Source organism: Primorskyibacter flagellatus (assembly GCF_014638275.1).
In the GTDB taxonomy this organism is placed as follows: Bacteria; Pseudomonadota; Alphaproteobacteria; order Rhodobacterales; family Rhodobacteraceae; genus Pseudooceanicola; species Pseudooceanicola flagellatus_A.
Genome location: NZ_BMFJ01000007.1, coordinates 1 through 17,078 on the forward strand (window position 1 = coordinate 1; position 17,078 = coordinate 17,078).

General features: G+C 67.3%; 17 protein-coding genes. 1 reads left to right on the forward strand and 16 read right to left on the reverse strand.

Going from position 1 to position 17,078, the window contains the following annotated elements; genetic code table 11:
* Nucleotides 1-91 precede the first annotated feature (91 nt).
* From IEV87_RS22490 to IEV87_RS22510, 5 genes are all read right to left on the reverse strand, one after another.
* Nucleotides 92-1,378 (reverse strand): amidohydrolase family protein, encoded by a 1,287-nt coding sequence (locus IEV87_RS22490; RefSeq protein WP_188479862.1) that lies wholly within the window; start codon nt 1,376-1,378, stop codon nt 92-94.
* A gap of 45 nt (nt 1,379-1,423) precedes the next feature.
* Nucleotides 1,424-1,735, reverse strand: a complete 312-nt coding sequence (locus IEV87_RS22495) for a CcdB family protein (RefSeq protein WP_188479863.1) — start codon at nt 1,733-1,735, stop codon at nt 1,424-1,426.
* Entirely contained in the window at nt 1,732-1,995 is a 264-nt protein-coding gene (locus IEV87_RS22500; RefSeq protein ID WP_188479864.1) for a hypothetical protein, read from the reverse strand. The genes IEV87_RS22495 and IEV87_RS22500 overlap by 4 nt, the downstream gene beginning before the upstream one ends.
* 242 nt (nt 1,996-2,237) lie before the next feature.
* Entirely contained in the window at nt 2,238-3,332 is a 1,095-nt protein-coding gene (locus IEV87_RS22505) for a ParB/RepB/Spo0J family partition protein (protein ID WP_188479865.1), read from the reverse strand.
* Nucleotides 3,329-4,672 carry an AAA family ATPase gene (locus tag IEV87_RS22510; protein WP_188479866.1) on the reverse strand — a complete coding sequence of 448 codons (1,344 nt, stop codon included), beginning with the start codon at nt 4,670-4,672 and terminating at the stop codon, nt 3,329-3,331. Before IEV87_RS22510 ends, IEV87_RS22505 begins: the two co-directional genes overlap by 4 nt.
* Nucleotides 4,673-5,136: 464 nt before the next feature.
* Between IEV87_RS22510 and IEV87_RS22515 the strand changes: the two genes are divergently transcribed.
* Nucleotides 5,137-5,865 (forward strand): DnaA N-terminal domain-containing protein, encoded by a 729-nt coding sequence (locus tag IEV87_RS22515; RefSeq protein ID WP_188479867.1) that lies wholly within the window; start codon nt 5,137-5,139, stop codon nt 5,863-5,865.
* Between the two features lie 30 nt (nt 5,866-5,895).
* Here IEV87_RS22515 and IEV87_RS22520 read toward each other — a convergent pair whose 3' ends face one another.
* The 11 genes from IEV87_RS22520 to IEV87_RS22570 form a co-directional block, all read right to left on the reverse strand.
* Complete coding sequence (locus IEV87_RS22520) at nt 5,896-6,333, reverse strand: MarR family winged helix-turn-helix transcriptional regulator (protein ID WP_188479868.1); 438 nt, start codon at nt 6,331-6,333, stop codon at nt 5,896-5,898.
* Nucleotides 6,334-6,347: 14 nt separating this feature from the next.
* On the reverse strand, nt 6,348-7,049 hold the full coding sequence (locus IEV87_RS22525; protein WP_188479869.1) for an ABC transporter ATP-binding protein: 702 nt from the start codon (nt 7,047-7,049) through the stop codon (nt 6,348-6,350).
* On the reverse strand, nt 7,042-7,812 hold the full coding sequence (locus IEV87_RS22530) for an ABC transporter ATP-binding protein (protein WP_188479870.1): 771 nt from the start codon (nt 7,810-7,812) through the stop codon (nt 7,042-7,044). Before IEV87_RS22530 ends, IEV87_RS22525 begins: the two co-directional genes overlap by 8 nt.
* Nucleotides 7,809-9,668 (reverse strand): ABC transporter permease, encoded by a 1,860-nt coding sequence (locus IEV87_RS22535; protein ID WP_188479871.1) that lies wholly within the window; start codon nt 9,666-9,668, stop codon nt 7,809-7,811. Before IEV87_RS22535 ends, IEV87_RS22530 begins: the two co-directional genes overlap by 4 nt.
* 110 nt (nt 9,669-9,778) lie before the next feature.
* Nucleotides 9,779-10,987 carry an ABC transporter substrate-binding protein gene (locus IEV87_RS22540; protein WP_188479872.1) on the reverse strand — a complete coding sequence of 403 codons (1,209 nt, stop codon included), beginning with the start codon at nt 10,985-10,987 and terminating at the stop codon, nt 9,779-9,781.
* A gap of 64 nt (nt 10,988-11,051) precedes the next feature.
* A complete protein-coding gene (locus IEV87_RS22545; protein ID WP_188479873.1) occupies nt 11,052-12,125 on the reverse strand; it encodes an aromatic ring-hydroxylating dioxygenase subunit alpha in 1,074 nt (357 codons plus the stop codon).
* 370 nt (nt 12,126-12,495) lie between these two features.
* Nucleotides 12,496-13,074: an amino acid synthesis family protein gene (locus IEV87_RS22550; RefSeq protein WP_188479874.1), complete on the reverse strand. Its 579-nt coding sequence runs from the start codon at nt 13,072-13,074 to the stop codon at nt 12,496-12,498.
* The gene (locus IEV87_RS22555; RefSeq protein ID WP_188479875.1) at nt 13,071-13,655 is read right to left on the reverse strand and encodes an amino acid synthesis family protein; all 585 of its coding nucleotides are present in this window, start codon (nt 13,653-13,655) and stop codon (nt 13,071-13,073) included. Before IEV87_RS22555 ends, IEV87_RS22550 begins: the two co-directional genes overlap by 4 nt.
* The gene (locus tag IEV87_RS22560; RefSeq protein WP_188479876.1) at nt 13,648-14,514 is read right to left on the reverse strand and encodes a UPF0280 family protein; all 867 of its coding nucleotides are present in this window, start codon (nt 14,512-14,514) and stop codon (nt 13,648-13,650) included. The genes IEV87_RS22555 and IEV87_RS22560 overlap by 8 nt, the downstream gene beginning before the upstream one ends.
* The gene (locus IEV87_RS22565) at nt 14,511-15,956 is read right to left on the reverse strand and encodes a 6-hydroxynicotinate reductase (protein ID WP_229737805.1); all 1,446 of its coding nucleotides are present in this window, start codon (nt 15,954-15,956) and stop codon (nt 14,511-14,513) included. The genes IEV87_RS22560 and IEV87_RS22565 overlap by 4 nt, the downstream gene beginning before the upstream one ends.
* Nucleotides 15,957-16,105: 149 nt before the next feature.
* Nucleotides 16,106-16,933 (reverse strand): ferredoxin--NADP reductase, encoded by an 828-nt coding sequence (locus IEV87_RS22570; RefSeq protein ID WP_188479877.1) that lies wholly within the window; start codon nt 16,931-16,933, stop codon nt 16,106-16,108.
* Nucleotides 16,934-17,078: the final 145 nt, after the last annotated feature.

Sequence of the window (17,078 nt, forward strand, 5' to 3'; positions counted from 1 at the left end):
CCCCCCAGGGCGGCGCTATCGCGCCACCCTCGGGTCGGGCGCTGCCCTCCCTACGGACCTCATGGCCTTGAAAGCGACAGCTTCGCCTTTTCTAGTTCCCCGGCGCATAGCCCGCCGGATCCACCTCGCCCGGCCGCCCGTCCAGCCGCAGCACGGAAACCTCCGGCGCCGTCTCCGCGATCACCCGGCCCCGCCGGATCACCTTCAGACGGACCGGGCGCAGGCGGATCGCCTCGCCCACGTCGCGCGCCTGCAGCAGCACCATGTCCGCATGACAACCGACCGCGAGCCCATAGCCCTCCAGCCCCATGATCGCGGCGGAATTCACCGTCACCGCGTCGAACAGCGCCCGCTTGTCCGCAACCGATCCCATCTGCACCGCATGCACCGCCATATGCGCCACGTCCAGCAGGTCGCCCGTCCCCATGGAATACCACGGGTCCATCACGCAGTCCTGCCCAAGGCCCACGGGAATCCCCATCTCCATCATCTGCGGGATGCGGGTCAGGCCGCGCCGCTTGGGATAGGTGTCGTGACGCCCCTGAAGCATCATGTTTATCAACGGGTTGGGGATCGCGGCCATCCCCGCCTCCGCCATCAGCGGCAGCAGCTTGGAGGCATAGTAATTGTCCATCGAATGCATCGAGGTCAGATGCGATCCGGCCACCCTGCCCTGCAGCCCGAAGCGCACCGTCTGCGCCGCAAGGCTCTCCACATGCCGCGACAGCGGATCGTCGGTCTCGTCGCAATGCATGTCGACGCGCAGGCCCCGGTCCGCGGCGATCCGGCACAGCGCCTCGACCGAGCGCGCGCCGTCCTCCATCGTCCGTTCGAAATGCGGGATGCCGCCGACGACCTCCACACCCATGTCCAGCGCACGCTCCAGCGCCTCAACGATCCCCGGCCCGCGGTAATAGCCGTCCTGCGGAAAGGCCACCAGCTGCAGGTAGAGATACGGTTTCACGATCTCCCGCACCTCAAGCAGGGCCTCCGCCGTGACCAGCCGGGGGTCCGACACGTCGACATGGCTGCGCACCGCCATCAGCCCCTTGGAAACCGCGAGGTCGCAGTACCGCACCGCCCGCTCGACCAGTGCCTCCTTCGTCAGCGTCGGCCGCAGCTCACCCCAGAGCGCGATGCCCTCCAGCAAGGTGCCCGACACGTTCATGCGCGGCAGGCCAAGCGACAGGGTCGCGTCCATGTGGAAATGCGGATCGACGAAGGGCGGGCTGACCAGCAGGCCGCCGGCCTCGATCACCTCCCCAGCCTCCGCCGCGATCCCCGGTTCCACGGCGGCAATCACCCCGTCGCGGACGGCAATGTCCATGCCGGTCCTCCCGTCGGGCAGCGCGGCGTTCCGGATCAGCAGGTCGAACATGGGAGGGGTCCTGTCACAATGGGGGTCGCCCCCATCATTCCGCCCTCAGAAGCCGGAGACAAGCAGGTCGATGGCCGCGACGATCTCGTCCCGCCAGGCCGACACGTCGCCGATGGCCGCACCGATCTCCGTCCCCGGAATGGCGACCATCTGGGACATAAGGATGACATGCGGCACGCCGCCCAGATCGACGGCGATATGCAGGCGGGGCACCAGCGCACCCCAGTCGGCCTTTGCCACCACCGGCGCGCACAGCAGGTACGGGGTCTCTGCGCCAAGATCGGTCTGCACGCGGCAGACCAGTTCTCCGCCGCCGTCCCCCGTCTCCCGCAGCCGGTAGACCGTGCCCTGGCTCACGCCGAACCGGGGCGGACGGGTGTCCGGAACCGGGCCAGGCTCGGCCCGTTCCGCTCAAGCTGCCGCGCCTCGTCCGCCAGGCCGGCACGCGCGGCGGCGACCCATTCGGCGCGGGCGCGCTCCGCCTCCGACCGGGCCAGCCCGTCGTCGATCCAGCCGCGCACGACCTCGGCGACAGAAACGCCCCGCGCCTTCGCCTCAAGGTCCAGCGCCGCTTTCCGGGTGTCCCCGATGTCGCGGATGTTCAGCGGTGCCGTCATGTCATCACCCTCCGGGCCTTCGCATATATGCTACACATAGCGCAACACATGCTGCAATACAACGGCGACGCCCCCTCCCCCACCTTATCCGCGGATAAGGTGGCCTGACCGATGACCTTACCCGCGGATAAGGTCCGCCATCACCACAGCAGCGCAACGCAACTCCCTCTCCCCACGGGGGAGAGGGCCGGGGTGAGGGGGCACCCCCGCAACACCTTATCCGCGGATAAGGTCCACCCCGCCTACCCGAGCCCGTCGATGAGCGAGGCAATCGCCCGCTCCAGCCGCGCCCGCTCGATCGAAGAGAAGTCGCGCGCCACCTTGATCTCCAGCCGTCCGGGGCTGGCGGTGCATTTCACCTGCCCCGCGCGGCTCGAGATATGGAAGGTCGTCTTGGTCCGCGTCCCCTGCCCCGCCGCCTTCGCCGGACGGGCGGCTACGGGCACCTCGGCTTCCGCGTCCTCCTGCCCGGTAAAGCGGCGCAGCACCTCCTGTTCCTGCAGGATGCTGCGGTTGTCCCAGCCGTCGAAGGCCTCCTTGATCTGGGCGACGATCTCGGGCCGCTCCTTGATCTCCCGCGCCAGGGCCACGCCAAGCGCCCTCGGAATCTCCGTCGGATACATCAGCACGCCGCTCAGCCGGTCCAGCAGATAGGCAAAGCTGCGGATGTAGCTGCGCTTGGAATAGGGCGCGGACTGGAACAGCGCGGCGACGGCCTCGGCCAGATCGCGCGCCTCCGTGCCCGGCTCCGCCGCATAGTTCTGCGCGGCATAGGCCATCTCGGCAAAGGACAGATCCTTGCGGATCACGTTCTCGTCCACCATCCGGCGGTACAGCCCGCCGATGTCCGGCTCTCCCGGCATGACCAGCGCGGGGATCTCCTCCCAGCCGCCGCCATGCTCGGCCTGCAGGGTCCGGTACGCGGTCAGGCGGCGGAAGCCCTGCACCAGTTCATAGCCGGTCCCGTCCGGACGCGGCATGACCCGGATCGGGTTCGACAGCCCCAACTCGCGGATCGAGGTGACAAGATCCGCCAGCTCCGGGTCTTCCCCGGGGATACGGTCGCGCACCAGCATCGTGGTGAACACGCGGTCCAGCGGCACGGTCTGCACCACCTGACCGGCCTCGCGCAGGGCGACGAATTCATGGGCGAGCGCGTCGTTCTCCTCGCGGATCGCCTCGGCGGCGGACTTGCGGGCCTTCACCGCTTCCGCGTTCTCGGCGATGGCGCTGGCCATGGGGCCGCGGCGGGCCGGTTCGGCGGTGGCGACGGCGACCGGGGCAGGGGCCTCGTCCTCGGGCAGGTCGATGTCGAAGACGCGCTTCTTGCGGCTCATGCGTTACTCTCCTCAAGCTCGACCTTATCCGCGGATAAGGTCCTCGCGGCCATGCCGTCCCAGTGGGGTTGCATGACCTCCCGGAACTCCGCAAAGGCGCGGTCGAAACTGGCACGCGCCCGGCGCCAGGTTTCGCGGGTCATCTCGCGGTAGTCCATCTCGTAGATCGAGGACAGGAAGCGGCCGGACTGTTCGACGGCCCGTGTCATCTCGATCGGTTGCTGGGCCATCCTGTCACCGAAAACCTTGCCAAAGGCTTCGAACATCGCGCGGTGCAGGTCATTACCCGGTTCGTAGCGGGTCAGCAGGAAGCGGATATCGTGAAACGCCTTGGGCAGGGTGACCTTATCCGCGGATAAGGTGCCATCGAACCCGTAGGCCAGATCCTCCAGAGCCTCGGACAGCTGGCCGATGAAGGAGGTGGTGGAGTCGTATTCCCAGTAGCCCGGCCCGGACGGGATGTAGAGCATGTCGGCGGCAAACACCGCGTTCATCGACTGGTAGCCGATGGCGGGCGGGCAGTCGAAGAAGATCAGGTCCCACTGGTCCTCCGGCAGCTGGTCGAGGAAGCGGTTCACGGCGGCAAAGAACGACCACTCCGGGTTGAGGTGGCGGTACTGGGCCGAGGCGAATTCGACGAAGGCCGCATTGGCACAGGACGGGATCAGGTCGATGGTCGGCCAGTTCGTCGGCTGAATGAAGTCCGACACCCGCAGGTCCTGGATGCCGAGCCCGGTGATCGAAGCGGGCAGGCTGCGCTGCGGCAGAGCGGTGCCCGAAGCGGCGCCCCGCGGGGCGGCATTCTGAGCCTCCGTTTCGCGGATCAGGTCGCGCGCCATGATGCCCCAGACGGTGCGCTCCTCGCTCACGTCGGTGAGGCCCATGGAGTGACTGAGCGTGGCCTGAGGGTCGAAATCGACGCAGAGCACGCGGTAGCCTTCCAGCGCGGCGGCATGGGCGAAATGCAGCGCCACGGTCGACTTGCCCGCACCGCCCTTGAAGTTGGCGATGGCGGTCCGGAAGGCGCGGCCCGCGGGGCGTTTCGGCATCAGCGCCTTGCCGCGGGGCTTCAACCGGCGGCGGAGGGTGTTGACCTCTTCCAGCGTGAACCAGCGCTGCCGGCCGTCGGGTTCGACCATACCCGCGGGTAAGGTGGGGTCGGCAGCCATCTTGCCGCGGAAGGTGTTCTGGTTGAGGCCGAGGATCAGCTCGGACACCTCCCAGGAGGAGAAACGGCGCAGGGTCTTCTGGTTCTCGGGCGAGAAGGTCTGCTGCCGGATGAAGCTCTGCATCTTCAGCGAACGGGCCTGTATCTCCCGCAGGTCGGTGTGGGTCAGCACGGTTTACCTCAAACGTAAATTTTTGTTCTGTTCCGATTTACGCCGAATTTGCCAAATTTGTCGAGTTTGAATTACAATACCGCCAGGCGCCGCGATACCGGCGAAAGGCCTTACCTTATCCGCGGATAAGGTCCGGGTCCGCCCGAATCGGAGGGCACCCGGATGATGAGGTCGGACCGGTGGAGAGGCCGAAACTTGGGGGGACATGTTCCAGTGGGCCACAACCGGTTGAGGGGACATCAAGGCCGATTGACGGGACATGCAGGATGTCCCCCAATACCAATACCATACCTGATCTGAATAGATTCAGGATCGGGTCCGGGCCCCAAATGACTCGAATCCTTGACAAGTTCCGGCTCTTCAACGCTAATTGATCCAAGATCGGGAAAAGCGTTGGAAATGGCCTGCACAGAACGGGCCGCGCCCCGGCAGGCAGACGAGACAGGACCGAGAGCGGGACACAGATGCAGACAGGCGCGGGCAGTGCCCTGGAGACGCGCAGACGGCTGACCGGGCCGGGCGCATCCTCTTTCAAATACGACATCCTCACGGCCCTGCTGGTGACCGCCGCGCAGGGCGATGCTGAGACATCGCGGCTGGCCATGCGGTTGTCGCTGCTGATTGCGGCGCGGTTCAACTGGCGGCTTGAGACCTTCGCCGTCGGCCAGGTGGAAATGGCCCGGATGTGGGGCGTGACCGACCGCACCGCCAAGCGGGAGATCGCCGCGATGCGCGCGCGCGGATGGATCACCGTCGCCGTGCCGGCGGCGCGGGGCAGGGTGGCGCAGCACCGGATCGTTTTCGACACTGTTCTGCGGGAAACCATACCGCACTGGGACGCGGTCGGTCCGGATTTCGCCGCCCGCATGACCGGCCTTCCGGAGCCGGAGACCGCGCCCGGATCGGTTCCCGACAACGTGGTGCCCTTTGCCGCGCGCACGATCGCGGCGGGGCAGGGGACCCCCTGGGCGACGGCGGCGGAGAAGCTGCGGCGGCAGGACCCGTCGGTCTTCAACGCCTGGTTCGCCGGACTGGTGCCGGTGGAGACGGAGGAGCCGGTGCTGGTGCTGATGGCGCCGTCCCGCTTTGTCGCGGACTATGTGCGCACCCACTACCGGACCCGGCTTCTGGCCGCCGTTTTAAGCGCGGAGCCGGGCCTGCGGGATGTGGAGGTCATCTGGTCCGCGCCGTAAATCAGTCTCTGAACCGCAGAACAGAGACTGTCAGGTGATGCGGGAAAGCAGGCGCAGCAGGGTTTCCTTTTCCCCGGACGACAGGGGGGCAAGCGTGTCCGCAGTTACCTGTGCCGCTGCCGCGACGGCCTCTGCGATCAGCGCCTCTCCCTCGGGGGTCAGGGACAGCTGGTGCCGCCGCCGGTCGTCGGGGTCGCGCCGGGTGGCGAGCAGGCCGCGCTTCACCAGACGGTCCACGACACCCTTGGTGGTGGCCCCGTCCATCGCCACGGAGCGCCCGAGCAGGTTCTGCGACATCGGCCCGTCCACCGCGATCCGCCGCATCACCGAGAACTGCGTGGTGGTCAGGTTGCCCGGCACAAGCGACAGGAAGATGGTCGAATTGCGCTGATAGGCCTTGCGCAGAAGAAAGCCGATCTGTTCCTCGAGCACATAGCTGTCGGCGGGAGTATCGGGGGCATGGGTCACGGGCGGATCCTTCCTCAGACCGACAGGTAGGCGTCGCGGATTTCGGGATGCGCCTCTAGCTCCGCAAAGCTGCCGTCGAACTTCTTTTCCCCACCCTCGATGATGATGGCACGGTCGGCCACGGCGCGGGCGAAATGCAGGTTCTGTTCCGAGATCACGACGGTCAGCCCTTCGGACTTCAGCTTGAGGATGGTCTCGGCCATCTCCTCCACGATCACCGGGGCGATGCCTTCGGAAGGTTCGTCGAGCAGCAGCAGCATCGGGTTGCCCATGAGCGTGCGCGCGATGGTCAGCATCTGCTGTTCGCCGCCCGACATGTGCTTGCCCCGGTTGGTGCGGCGTTCCGCGAGGTTGGGGAAGATGTCGAAGAGCTGGTCCACCGTCCATTCCGGCGCACCTTCGCGCCGGGGCTGGCGGCCGACCTCGAGGTTTTCCATCACGGTGAGGTCGGTGAAGATGCGCCTGTCCTCGGGCACGTAGCCGATGCCGGACTTGGCGACCCGGAAGGCGGGGGCGCCGACAAGGTCGCGGTCCTGGAACATCACCCGGCCGGTGCGCGGGCGGACCAGCTGCATCACCGATTTCATCGTGGTGGACTTGCCCGCGCCGTTGCGGCCCAGAAGTGCGACAACCTCTCCGCGGGCGATGCGGAACGAGAGGCCGCGCAGGATTTCGGCCTTGCCGTAGAAGCTGTGGATGCCCTCGACCTCAAGCATGGCTCGCCTCCTTGAAGAGCGTCCCGCCGCCCAGGTAGACTTCCTGCACCTGCGGGTTGGCGCGCACCTCCGCGGCGGAGCCGTCGGCGATCAGTTCGCCCCGGTTGAGGACCATGATGTGGTGGGCATGGGCAAAGACCACGTCCATGTCATGTTCGGTAAACAGCACCGAAACCCCCTGTTCAGAGACGATATCGGCCACCAGCTGCATAAGTTCGACGCGCGCGGTCGGCGCCATCCCGGCAGTCGGTTCGTCCATCAGCAGCAGGCGGGGGCGGTGCGTCAGGGCAATCGCCAGTTCCAGCCGCTTGAGGTCGCCATAGGCGAGGATCGAACAGGGGCGGTCGGCCTGGTCCTGCATGGAGACGGTCTTGAGGAATTCGAACGCCTCTTCCCGGTAGAGCTTCCAGGCGCGGGGCAGCACGGAATAGAGCCTGCGGTGGTGGCTGATGAGCGCCATCTGCACGTTCTCGATCACCGTCATGGACTGGTAGGTCCCGGTGATCTGGAAGGTCCGGCCCACACCCATGCGCCAGATCTCGCGCGGGCGCTTTCCGGTGATGCGGGCGCCGTCGAAGAACACCTCTCCGGCGGTCGGCTTCAGCTGGCCCATGAGCATGTTGAAACAGGTGGACTTGCCCGCGCCGTTCGGCCCGATCAGCGCCTTGAGTTCGCCCTGTTTCACGGCGAAGGAGACGCCGTTGACCGCAAGGAAGCCGTCGTAGGATTTCTTCAGGTTCTCGACGCGCAGGATCTCCGTCATTGCAGGGCCTCCTCGTCGGTGCCGCGCAGCCGGGTCCAGAGCCGCCGCAGCGATCCGACGATGCCCTCGGGCGCTATGATGACGACGGCGATGATGACCAGGCCCAGCACCAGCCGCCAGTATTCGAGCCGGGTCAGCCAGTCTTCGGCCACGGTCATGAAGCCCGCGCCGACGACACCCCCGGCCAGCGTCTTGACGCCGCCGAGGAAGACCACGATCAGCGCGTCGAAGCTTGCCGCGATCTCGAGCTCTGTCGGGAAGACGGAGCCCTTGGAGAAGACGAAGATCCCCCCGGCCAGCCCCGCCATCACCCCGGCCAGCGCGAAGGCAGCGAACTGGATGCGCTTGACGTCGATGCCCATGGCCTCCGCCTGACGGGGGCTGTCGCGGCCGGCGCGCAGGGCGTAGCCGAAGGGCGAATGGATGATGTGGCGCAGGACGAGGATGCCGCCGATCCCGAGCGCGAGGGTGAAGTAGTAGTAGGGCACCGTCCCGGACAGCCAGGGCGAGGGCCAGATGTTGACCAGCCCGTCATCGCCCCGCGTCACCTCGCGCCACTGGAAGGCGAGCGACCAGACCAGTTGCGAGAAGGCGAGGGTGAGCATGGCGAAATAGACGCCGGTGAGGCGGATGCAGAACCAGCCGATGCCAAGCGCCAGCAGCCCGGCGGCGAGGGGGGCGAAGAGGAAGGCGAGCTCCATCGGCGTGTCGGTGTGGAAGACCAGCAGCGCGGCGGCATAGGCCCCGCCGCCGAAGAAGGCCGCGTGGCCAAAGCTGACCAGCCCGCCGGAGCCGAGGATGAAGTGCAGCGACGCGGCGAAGAGCGCGAAGACCACCATGTCGATCATCAGGATCAGCAGGAAGCGGTCGGCAAAGAGGGGCAGGGCGGCCAGCAGGGCCAGCAGCGCGATGACCAGCATCTGCCCGGTCGTGCCATAGGGGCGGATCGGGGTCTCCGGCGCGCCGACCTGTCCGTGTTCGCCCGCGACCTCCTCGCGGCCGAGCAGGCCGTATGGGCGGATGATGAGCACGACAGCCATGACGACGAACATCAGGACAAGCGTGGATTGCGGCAGGTAGGTCACGCCGAGCACGTTCAGAACGGAGATCAGCACGGCGGCGATGAAGGCACCGGGGAGGGAGCCCATGCCGCCGATCACCACCACGACGAAGACGGCACCGATGATGTTGAAATCCATCAGCAGGTCCGCCCCGCCCTTGGGCAGTTGCAGCGCGCCGCCCCAACCGGCGAGCGCGGAGCCAAGCGCGAAGACCCCGGTGAACAGCCACGCCTGATTGACGCCAAGCGCGCCGACCATTTCCCGGTCCTGGGTCGCGGCGCGGACCAGCACGCCGACGCGGGTGCGGGTGATGAGATACCAGAGCGCAAACAGGATGAAGGGCGTGATCGCGATGATGACGATGTCGTATTTCGGCACCGGCTCACCAAATATTCGCCAGACCCCGCGCAGCCCAGGCGCGCGCGGTCCAAGCCGGTCCTCCGCCCCCCAGATCATCAGGGCGAGGTCCTGGATGACGAGGATCACGCCGAAGGTGGCGACCAGCTGGAACAGTTCCGGCGCGCGGTAGATCGGCCGCAGCACGACCATCTCGACAAAGGCGCCGATGGCCCCGACGGCCAGCCCGGTCAGCAGGATCGCGCCCCAGAAGCCGACATGGCCGGGCAACAGCTCCATCAGTGTCACGCCGATGAAGGCGCCGAGCATGTAGAACGACCCGTGCGCGAAGTTCACGATCCGGGTGACGCCGAAGATCAGCGACAGGCCCGACGCGACGAGGAACAGCGACGACGCATTGGCGAGGCCGGTCAGGAACTGGGCGAAGAGAAAGGCCATGGGAGTCCGATCACCTTGGGGCAGGGGGCATGACCCTGCCACTTTGGTCTGTCAAAAGTCGTCGGGGGATCCGGGGGGCGGAAAGCCCCCCGGCGCTTCGGTCGGCAGGATCACTCCGCCGGGCGCATGGCCTTGATTTCGTCATCCGTGGGCATGTAGCCGTCCGGGCCCTTGTAGGTCCAGTCGACCATGACGCCCTTGCCGTCCTCGATCGCGATGGTCCCGACATAGGCGCCCATGGTGGACTGGTTGTCGACCTCGCGGTAGGCCAGCGTGCCGATCGGGGTGTCGGGGATCTCCAGCCCCTCGAAGGCGGCGATCAGGCTGTCGGTGTCGGTCGCGCCGGCCTTCTCGATGGCGGCGGCGATGGACTTCGCGGTCAGGTAGCCGACCAGCGACCCGATCTTGGGCGTTTCGCCCGCATCGGCGGTGTAGGCATCGACGAAGGCCTTCTCGGGCGTGCCGTCCTCGAACGCGTACCAGGGGTAGCCGGTGACGAACCAGCCTTCGGGCGCTTCGTCCGCCAGCGGTTCGAGGTATTCCGGTTCGCCCGTCAGCAGGCCGTAGACCGGGCGGCCGTCGAACAGGCCGCGGTCGGTGCCTTCACGCACGAACTTGGCAAGGTCGGTGCCGAAGGTGACGTTGTAGATCGCGTCGGGCTTGGCGCGTTCGATGGCCTGTACCTCGGCCCCGGCGTCGATCTTGAACAGGCCGGGCCACTGTTCCGCAACGAATTCGACCTCGGGTTTGAGCCGCTTGAGGTTTTCCTTGAAGGCGGCGACCGCGTCCTGACCGTAGGCATAGTTCGGCGCGATGGTGGCATAGGTCACGGCGTCGGATTTCGCGGCTTCCTCTGCCAGCATGGCGGCCTGAATCCAGGTGGAGGCGCGCAGGCGGAAGGTGTTCTTGTTGCCGGACCCCCAGACAAGGCTGTCGGCCAGCGGTTCCGCGGCGAGGTAGAGATAGCCCTTCTCGGCGGCGAAGGACGACAGCGCCAGCCCGACGTGGGACAGGATCGACCCGGTCAGCATCACCGCGCCGTCGCGGGTCATCAGTTCCTCGGCGATCTTCACCGCCTCGGCCGGGTCGCCCTGGTCGTCGCGGTAGATGAACTCAAGCGGCTTGCCCATGACACCGCCGGCGTCGTTGATTTCCTTGAGCGCCAGTTCGATCCCCTTCTTGTAGGGGTCGGCAAAGGCCGCCATGCGCTTGTAATGGTTGATCTCGCCGATCTTGATCGTCTCCTGCGCCATCGCGGCGGCAGGGGCCAGCGCAAGCGCGGTGGCGGCGGCGAGCATCATGCGTCTCGTCAGGGTCATCGTGTCTTCCTCTGTTGGACCTCTTGCCGTTACGGCAAGGGCAGGTGATCCGGTCTTATGCCGGTTAGTCGTGGTATACAAACGCCGGGGAGGGATGGGAGGCCAGGTCCTCTGTCCGTTCCAGTTCCAGCAACTCGTTGATTCTCTTGCGGTAGACCAGCGGACCCTTGTCGATGGCGATGCGGATCGGGCGGCGCTTGGCGGGGCGTTCCTCTTCCTTCTGCACGGCTTCGAGGATCTCCTTGTCCTCCGCGAAGGCGATGCGGAACATGCGGTCCATGGTCTCTTCCGCCGTCGGATCGTCGAGGGCGGAGTTGCGGATGTGCATCCAGCGGTCGATCGTGTAGTCCTTCGTCACCGGAGTCACGAAATGCAGCGCGAAGATGCGCACGCCCCTGTCGCGTTCGTCTTCGCCGATCTGCATCTCCACCGGGGCGGAGCCGAAGTCGATCACGGCGGTCGAGGGCGTGTAGAGATAGTAGTAGTGCCAGCGGTCCACGTTGCCGGTGAAGCCGCCGAAGCCCTTGAAGAAGCCCACGGGTTCCGCGTCGCGGATCCAGCGCCAGGCGACGATGGCCTCGCCTTCGGTCTGGACATGCACGGGGACGTTTTCCGAGGCGGAGGAGCCGAGCGTGGTCGGGTGCACGAAGCTGATATGCGCCGGATCGACGAGATTCTCGGCCACGTTGAGGTAATTCGACTGCAGGTGCAGCGCGTCGCCGTGATGCACCTTCCAGCCCGGCGCGGTGAATTCGGGCATGTCGAAGACCTTGGTGCGGTCGGCCTTGTCCGGGTCGCCCATCCAGATCCAGACGATGCCGTGGCGTTCCTCGATCGGGTAGCTGAGGACATAGGCCGATTTCGGCAGGTTGGTCTGGCCGGGGACGCGGGTGCACATGCCGGTGGTGCCGTCGAAGGTCAGCCCGTGGTAGCCGCACTGGACGGTGTCCCCGATCCGCTTGCCCTTGGAGAGCGGCAGCAGGCGGTGCGGGCAGCGGTCCTCCAGCGCGGCGATGGAACCGTCGGACTTGCGGAACATCACCACATGCTCGTTCAGCAGGGTGAACCGGCGGAGCTCTTCGTCGATCTCGGTGGACCAGGCGGCGACGTACCAGGCGTTGCGGACGAACTGGGTCATGGGGTGGGGTCCCTTTCCGGCTGTGACGTTTGCGTGGTGTCATCCTCGGGCTTGACCCGGGGATCTCCCGTCATTTCGCCGCGCCGGTTGGTGGGAGATCCTCGGGTCGAGCCCGAGGATGACGGGGTGACCGATCCGAGACCGGCAAGCGCGGGGAGAGACGCGCCCGACCCTGGGTGGGCGCTTCGGGTCGCCTGTGGTCTGCGGTTTATCTCAAAAGCATTTTGGTTCGGCTGTGCGGCCAGTAACGTCAACATGCGCCCTCCCGGGGGGAGGGTCCCCTTTCGGGAGATTGCTGCGCAATCCCCTGCCGGGGCGACGGGGCGCGTCTCGGGCTGGTCGCCCGAGACAAGGGGCGAGCGGAGAACCTTCATCTCAGCCCGTCCTCCCCGACCATCTCCTCGTGCCGCAGCCCGCCGACCCTGGGGAGGGGCCGTCCGGCCAGCGAGAGGGCAACCGCGACGACGATCTCGCCCGCGCGGGGAGCGTCGGGGATCGTCACGCGCATGCCGTCGAAATGCGACCGGACATAGGCCGCGTCCTTGTGGCCAAGCGGCACATCGAGCACGACGCCCGGGCCGCCCATGGATTTGGACGAAGGCACCAGCGCCTTGCCGCCGCCCAGCACAGCGCGCAGCGGCGCACCGAGAGAGGGGTGCAGCAGAGCCGCGGCATGTTCCAGTTCACCGGCCTCGCCCACGAGCGCGGCCTTGCCGTAGCCCTGCACGTCACCTGCCGCGCAGCCGAGCGCTGAGAGAGCCTCGCGCGCCAGCAGGTCGCCGAGCGCCGCGCCGGTGTCGATCAGGTCGGACAGGTCATCTGTATAGCGCCCTGCGAAGGGGTTGGCGATCACCGCCGCGGCGAGCGCCCGGCGCGAGGGGACCGGCAGCGCGACCCCCATCTCGGTCCGGGTCTCCTCGACCATGGTGATGATCTTGCGCAGTTTCACCGGAGCCCGTCCTCGCCCTTCACGTCCTGCGCCGCCAGCCCGCCGGCGCGATTGTGCACGCGGGGGCCGGTGGTCATGACGAGGACCAGCAGCATCTCGTCCGCCTTGGGCGCGTCGGGGATCCCGACCTCCATCGCGTCGAAATGCGACCGTACGTAGGAGGCATTGGCATGGGTCACCGGCACATCCAGCCGCGCGCCCGGCGCGCCGACCTTCTTGGTGGAGGGCACGATGGCCATGGACTTCTCGATCTTCGCGCGCATCGCATAGCCGCCGGGGGCGTGCCAGAGCGCGCCGTGCTCAAGCTCTCCGTTCGTGCCGACGATGGCGCCCTTGCCGTAGCCCTCGATCACCGAGGGGTCGCCACCGAGCGCGTCGATCAGGTCCTGCGCCATCTGTTCGCCAAGCGGCTTGAGATCCTCCATGAAGGGCTGGATGTCTTCCACGTAGCGCCCGGCGAAGGGGTTGGCGATGACCGTCATGGCGGCGGCGCGGCGCAGCGGGGTTTCCGCGACGGGGCCGCCCTCGTGCCAGATGGTTTCGGTGACGATCGCGGATTTGCGGATCTGCGGTTCAGGCATGGGCGAGGGTCCTGTGTTCGGCGACGGCGGAGCCGATGGTGCGGCGCATGCCCTGGCAGGCGAGGCAGGCGGCGACGATCAGGCCGCGGTCGCGGTAGTCTTCGGCGACCATCACCCCGGCACGGAGCGCGCGGGCGAGGTCGTCGTCGGGCAGGGGGGCGACATCGGTGGTGACCATGCGGTCGCCGAGGTCGCTGTCGGGGGCAAGGCTGCGCGCAGGGGCGCGGCGGATGCCGGGATGGCGGGGCAGGTTGACCGCGTTGGCGATCAGCGTGGCGGCGGCGTCCGCCGTGGCGGCATCGGCGGCCAGCACCGTCACCGCATCCGCGATGCCGAGGGAGAAGGACCGCCCGCGCCAGCCGGAGGTCGCCACACCGCCGATCCCGTCACCGGGCGCGATGGAGGCCCGCGCCCCCGCCGCGCCGGTCACCGGATCCTCGCAGATGGCGAGGTGCAGGGGCGTCGTGCCGGTCCAGAGGGCGATGTCGCCGCCGTTGTTCACATGCGCGCGGTCCAGCGCGTGACCGGGGGGCAGCATGGCGGCGAGGATGTGATCGGCGACAGACCCGGCGACCGCGGCCATCGGGGTGACGAAGGTCGGGGCGAAGCGGTCCGTCGCTGTCTGCATCCGCCGCGCGACCGGGCCGGTCAGGTCGGGACCGTCGGGCGCGCGCAGGCGGGGGAGTTCCGTGACCAGCCGGTCGAGCACGGGGAGAAACGCGTCGCGGGCGCGGGCGAGGGCGTTGCGAGCAGCGTCGGACGCTCCCTCGGCGGTCACGATCAGGTCGATCGGCCCGTGTGTCAGGCGCAGCCGTCCGTCGGGCATCAGGCCTGCGGAAGGGGTTTCCTGCCAGCTCACGACGCGTCCTCCTTCGGGGCCTTGGCGACGGGCCAGGGGGCGCCCGGCTTGCGCGTTTCCGACCGGCGGCCCGACAGGCGGTGGTCGTTCTGGCGGCCCTTCATCCCCTTCAGCGCATCGGCCAGCGGCATGACATAGTCCATATGCCCGCCAAGCGCGGCATAGTCCGCGGCGGTCATGGTGAATTCGATCGGCGCGACGAGGGCCGGGGTGGGCACGTAGCCGAAGGCGTTCTTCGGCATCTGAGTCACGTCGGCCATGAAGGTGATCCCGCCGCCGGGCCACATGAACACGGGCGCGCCGCCGCAGGTGACGCGGGTCAGCCGGGACTGGACGGAACGGGTGAGCGACACCGGGTTCTCCGTCACGCCCGAGCGCAGCGACCCGCCCGCGCCTGCCATGAACAGGACGGAGGCGAGGGAGGGTTCGCAGTTTTCCTCGATCCGCGCGACGGAGGGGAGGAGGCGGGCCGGCATTTCCATCTGAACCGGCACGAGGTCGTCGTTCAGTTCGTAATAGGCGGCGTGTTCGCCGGTGGTCGACACCATGAGCAGGGACAGACCGGGGCGCGCGCCTTTGGCCTCCTGCCAGCTGTCGAGGATGGTCAGCGGGTCCGTCAGGTTGGTGCCGCCCCAGCCCGTGCCGGGATCCGCCACCTGGAAATAGCGGCCGGGGGTAGAGCGGCGGCCCTTGATGCGGATGCCCGAGGGTTCCCAGCCGATGACCTTGCCCGCCTGATGTTCGGACATGACGCCGGTGATGTGATCGTCGACGACGACAACCTCGTCCACCAGCCCCTTCCACTGCGCCGCGAACATGCCGACGGTGGCCGATCCGCAGCCGACGCGCATCCGCTGTTCCGGCTGGCCGTTCACGACCGGGGCCCTGCCTGCCGTGATCTCGATCTCCGCCCCGCCGTCGATGGTCATCGCGACCGTCTCTCCGTTGCAGAGCGCGAGGAGGGAGGCGCAGGTGACCCGCCCCTCCTTCTTGGATCCGCCGGTGAGGTGCTGCACCCCTCCGAGGGAGAGCATCTGCGAGCCGTATTCAGAGGTCGTGACATGGCCGATCACCTCTCCGTCCGCGCGGACGGGGGCGTTTTCGGTGCCGAGATGGCGGTCGGTGTCGATCTTCACCTTGGCGCCGCAGTAGGAGAAGATCCCCTCCGTCACCACGGTGATCATGTCCACGTCCTGCGCTTTCGAGGCGACGATGAAGGGCGCGGGCTTGTAGTCGGGGTAGGTGGTGCCGGACCCGACGGCGGTGATGAAGGTGTCCTCTCCGCTCACCAGATCGCCGTCCCATTCGCGGTCGAGGAAGGGGACCAGATCGACGCCCTCGCGGTTTTCCAGGATGGTCAGCGGGTCGAGGCGCACCAGCTCTCCGCCCTCGTTGGCGTAGCGGTCGCAGGCCCCGGCCCGGCCCTCGGCGATGTAGCACATCACCGGGCAGGCGTCGCAGCGGATTTTCTCCGGCCGGTCGGTGCGGGGTGCTGCGTCGGTCACGATGTGCGCTCCGGAATATTCGTTTGTACACGAACGCACGACAGTCGTTTGTGTGTCAACAGATTCGAACGGGTCATCGGCATGGCTCAGTCCACGAAGGCCTTTTCGACCACGAATTCAGCAGGCCGGTTGTTGGCCCCCTCTGTCAGCCCGGCAGAGAGGCAGATCGCCTTGCAGTCGGCCAGCATGGCGATGGAACCGCAGATCATCACGCGGTCATCTTCGGCGGCCATCGGCGGCACGCCCAGCATATCACAGATGTCGCCCGAGGTGATGAGGTCGGTGATCCGCCTGCGGACCGGATAGTCCTCCCGCGTGGCGGAATTGACGAGGCGGAGGCGGTCGTGCGCCAGCTCTCCGACCAGGGGATCGTGGCGGGTGGCTTCGGTGATTTCCGCGCCATAGGCCAGTTCCGCGACCTCCCGGCAGCCGTGCAGCAGGAGGACCTGATCGAAGCGCTCGTAGGTTTCGGGATCGCGGATGAGCGAGGCGAAGGGCGCGATCCCGGTCCCGGTCGAAAGCATCCAGAGCCGCTTGCCGGGCCGCAGCGCATCCAGCACCAGCGTGCCGGTCGCCTTCTGCCGCATCAGCAGGGTGTCGCCTTCGCGGATCTGCTGGAGGTGTTCGGTCAGCGGACCGTCGGTTACCTTGATCGAGTAGAATTCGAGCGTGTCGTCCCAGGCGGGGGAGGCGATGGAATAGGCGCGCATCACCGGACGCTCGGCATTCGGCAGGCCGATCATCACGAATTCGCCCGAGCGGAAGCGGAAGGAGGCGGGGCGCGTGACCCGGAACCGGAACAGCCGGTCGGTATAGTGCTGCACCTCGGTTACGGTCAGGGCGTGGCAGCCCGCGGGCGCGGCAAAGGGTGCGGGCGCACCGCGAAGGATCAGGTCGGGGGAATGGTCGTCCATGGCGTGCTCCGGTTGCTTGATTGCTAGGCAGATGCTGCGGGAGAATTCATTCGTACACAAACAATTTTCGAATTTCGGCGGGAAAGCTGTCACGGCGATTGACAACTTTTCAGGCAAGTTCCTACCGTGGGCGTATTGTTTGCAC

Bases quoted from the DNA above. Each gene is read 5' to 3' on its own strand.
- IEV87_RS22500 (WP_188479864.1), bottom strand. From the start codon at position 1,995: ATGACGGCACCGCTGAACATCCGCGACATCGGGGACACCCGGAAAGCG.
- IEV87_RS22530 (WP_188479870.1), bottom strand. From the start codon at position 7,812: ATGACGGAGATCCTGCGCGTCGAGAACCTGAAGAAATCCTACGACGGC.
- IEV87_RS22490 (WP_188479862.1), bottom strand. From the start codon at position 1,378: ATGTTCGACCTGCTGATCCGGAACGCCGCGCTGCCCGACGGGAGGACC.
- IEV87_RS22515 (WP_188479867.1), top strand. From the start codon at position 5,137: ATGCAGACAGGCGCGGGCAGTGCCCTGGAGACGCGCAGACGGCTGACC.
- IEV87_RS22545 (WP_188479873.1), bottom strand. From the start codon at position 12,125: ATGACCCAGTTCGTCCGCAACGCCTGGTACGTCGCCGCCTGGTCCACC.
- IEV87_RS22555 (WP_188479875.1), bottom strand. From the start codon at position 13,655: ATGCCTGAACCGCAGATCCGCAAATCCGCGATCGTCACCGAAACCATC.
- IEV87_RS22565 (WP_229737805.1), bottom strand. From the start codon at position 15,956: ATGTGCTACATCGCCGAGGGCCGGGCCGGGGCCTGCGACCGCTACGCC.
- IEV87_RS22540 (WP_188479872.1), bottom strand. From the start codon at position 10,987: ATGACCCTGACGAGACGCATGATGCTCGCCGCCGCCACCGCGCTTGCG.
- IEV87_RS22570 (WP_188479877.1), bottom strand. From the start codon at position 16,933: ATGGACGACCATTCCCCCGACCTGATCCTTCGCGGTGCGCCCGCACCC.
- IEV87_RS22505 (WP_188479865.1), bottom strand. From the start codon at position 3,332: ATGAGCCGCAAGAAGCGCGTCTTCGACATCGACCTGCCCGAGGACGAG.
- IEV87_RS22535 (WP_188479871.1), bottom strand. From the start codon at position 9,668: ATGGCCTTTCTCTTCGCCCAGTTCCTGACCGGCCTCGCCAATGCGTCG.
- IEV87_RS22525 (WP_188479869.1), bottom strand. From the start codon at position 7,049: ATGCTTGAGGTCGAGGGCATCCACAGCTTCTACGGCAAGGCCGAAATC.